The organism is Mycobacterium sp. 852002-53434_SCH5985345, assembly GCF_001667155.1.
Lineage (GTDB): Bacteria > Actinomycetota > Actinomycetes > Mycobacteriales > Mycobacteriaceae > Mycobacterium.
In genome coordinates this window covers 1-2,631 of the sequence record NZ_LZIE01000023.1, presented here as the reverse complement: position 1 = coordinate 2,631, position 2,631 = coordinate 1, and the positions used below count along the sequence as shown (strand labels likewise).

The 2,631-nt window shown below is 71.4% G+C and carries 1 protein-coding gene; it reads left to right on the top strand.

The window, feature by feature from the left end; genetic code table 11:
• Positions 1-2,631, top strand: a 2,631-nt coding sequence (locus tag A5756_RS03375; protein WP_232005316.1) for a condensation domain-containing protein, incomplete at both ends; no start/stop codon positions are given.

Below are 2,631 nucleotides of genomic sequence, written 5' to 3'. Positions count from 1 at the left end.
CGACGAGCAGGTCAAGATCCGCGGCTACCGCATCGAGCTCGGCGAAATCCGCACGGCGCTAACCGGTTTGACCGGGGTCGCGCAGGCCGCCGTCATCGCCCGCGAGGACCGGCCCGGTAATAAGCGCCTGGTCGGCTACGTCACCGGTTCGGCGGACCCCGCCGAGCTACGCGCCCGGCTGGCCGACCGGCTCCCCGCGTACATGGTTCCGGTGGCCGTGGTGACGCTCGACGCGCTGCCGCTGACACCCAACGGCAAGCTTGACGCTCGCGCCCTGCCGGCGCCCGAATACCGGGAGGTCGATCGCTACCGGGCCCCGAGCAGTCCCGTCGAGGAGACCTTGGCCGGCATCTACGCCCAGGTGCTCGGCGTCGAGCGGATCGGCGTCGACGACTCCTTCTTCGACCTGGGCGGCGACAGCATCTCGTCGATGCAAGTGGTGACGCGGGCGCGGGCCGCCGGTCTGACGTGCCGGACGCGCGACATCTTCGTCGAGCAGACCGTGGCCCGGCTGGCCCGCGTCGTCGGCGCCGCCGACGGCGACCCCGGCGCGACCGACGAGGGCATCGGGGAACTATCGGCAACGCCGATCATCCGGTGGCTGCAGGGCATAGAAAGGGCAGGCGGTCCGGTCGACCAGTTCAACCAAACGATGGTGGTCGAGGCTCCCGCCGGGGTCACCGAGACCGACGTGGTGGCGGTGCTGCAGGCCCTGCTGGACCGGCACGCCATGCTGCGGCTGCGCGTGCACGACGAGTGGTCGCTGACCGTGCCCGAGGCGGGATCGGTCGATGCCGCCGACCACTTGCACGCGGTGGACGTGTTATCGGACGCCGCCGTGACCGCGGCGCGCTCGCGGCTGAACCCGGCCGACGGGGTGGTGCTGAGCGCGCTGTGGGCGGTCTCCACCCGACAGCTGGTGCTGATCATCCACCACCTCGCCGTCGACGGGGTGTCCTGGCGAATCCTGTTGGAAGACTTGAACATTGCTTGGGCGCAGCATCGCGGCGGGCAGCCGGTGGCGTTGCCGCCGGGTGGGACGTCGTTCGCCCGCTGGGCGGCCCTACTGGGCGAGCACGCGCATGACCCGGCAGTGGTGGAGCAGGCCGGCGCCTGGCAGCGGATCGCGGCGACGCCGCCCGCGCTACCGGGGGTGCGCCCCGAGACGGACACCTACGAGACCGCCGAGCACCTGTCGGTGGCGCTGGACGTGGAGACCACCCGCACGCTGCTCGGAGAGGCGCCGGCGGCCTTCCACGCCGGCGTCAACGACATCCTGCTGATCGGTTACGCCCTGGCCTGGGCGGAGTTCCTTGGCGGCGACCTTCCCGGCGGCGGGCCGGTCGGCATCGACGTCGAGGGCCACGGCCGACACGAGGAACTCGCCGCCGGAGTGGACCTGTCACGCACGGTCGGGTGGTTCACCACCAAGTACCCGGTGTCCTTGGCGGTGGATCAATTGCCTTGGGAGCGCGTGGTTTCCGGTGACCCCGCGCTGGGCGCCGTGCTCAAGCAGGCCAAGGAACAGCTGCGCGCGCAGCCGGACCCCCTGACCTACGGGCTGCTGCGCTACCTGAACGACGATGTCGACCTGCACGGCTCCGACCCGGCGATCGGCTTCAACTACCTGGGCCGGCTGGGCGGCGCGGCCGCCGAGTTGTCGGACGAGTTGTGGCGAATCTCGCGAGACGGCTCGTCGGTGACCGGCACCAGCACGGCGGTGCCCATGCCGCTCATGCACACCGTGGACCTCAACGCGGGCACCGCCGAGACCGAGGCCGGCCCGCAGCTGCACGCCAACTGGACGTGGGCGCCCTCGGTACTGGACCGCGAGCAACTCGCCCGGCTGAGCGGGCTGTGGTTCGAGGCGCTGAGCGGTATCTGCGCCCACGTGCGATCGGGTGGCGGCGGACTGACCCCGTCGGACATCCTCCCGGCCCGCTTGCTCCAGCAGGAGATCGACGAGCTCGAGCGGCAACACCGGATTGCCGACGTGTTGCCGTTGACCCCCCTGCAGCAGGGTCTGCTCTTCCACGCGACCACCAGGCGGGGCAGCGGCCAGGATTCCAGTGACCTGTACGTCGTGCAGCTGGACATCAGCGTCACCGGCCCGCTGGACCGGGACAGCCTGCGCGACGCGGTGCAAACCGTCGTTGACCGGCATCCGCACCTGGTCGCCCGGTTCTGGGACCGGCCAGACGAGCCGGTGCAGATCATCCCCGCCAACCCGGCGATGGCATGGCGGTACGTCGAGCTCGACGGCCGCCAGGGCGCCGACGAGGGCATCGGGGAAATCTGCGCCGCCGAGCGCGCCGCGGTCTACGACCTGGCCGACCGGCCGGCCTTCCGGGTGGCCATGATCCGCACCGCGCCGAACCGGCACCGGCTGGTGCTGACCATTCACCACATCGTGCTCGACGGTTGGTCGGTTCCCATCCTGGTGAACGAGACATTCGCCAGCCTCACCGGGCAGCGGCTGGCTCCGCCGCCGCCGTATCGCCGGTTCGTCACCTGGCTGGCCGACCGCGACGCCGATGCCGCGCGGGCGGCGTGGGGCCGGGTGCTCGTCGGCTTCGACACCCCGACGCTGGTCGCGCCGCCACACAAGTTGGAGCTGGGTGCCCGCGGCCT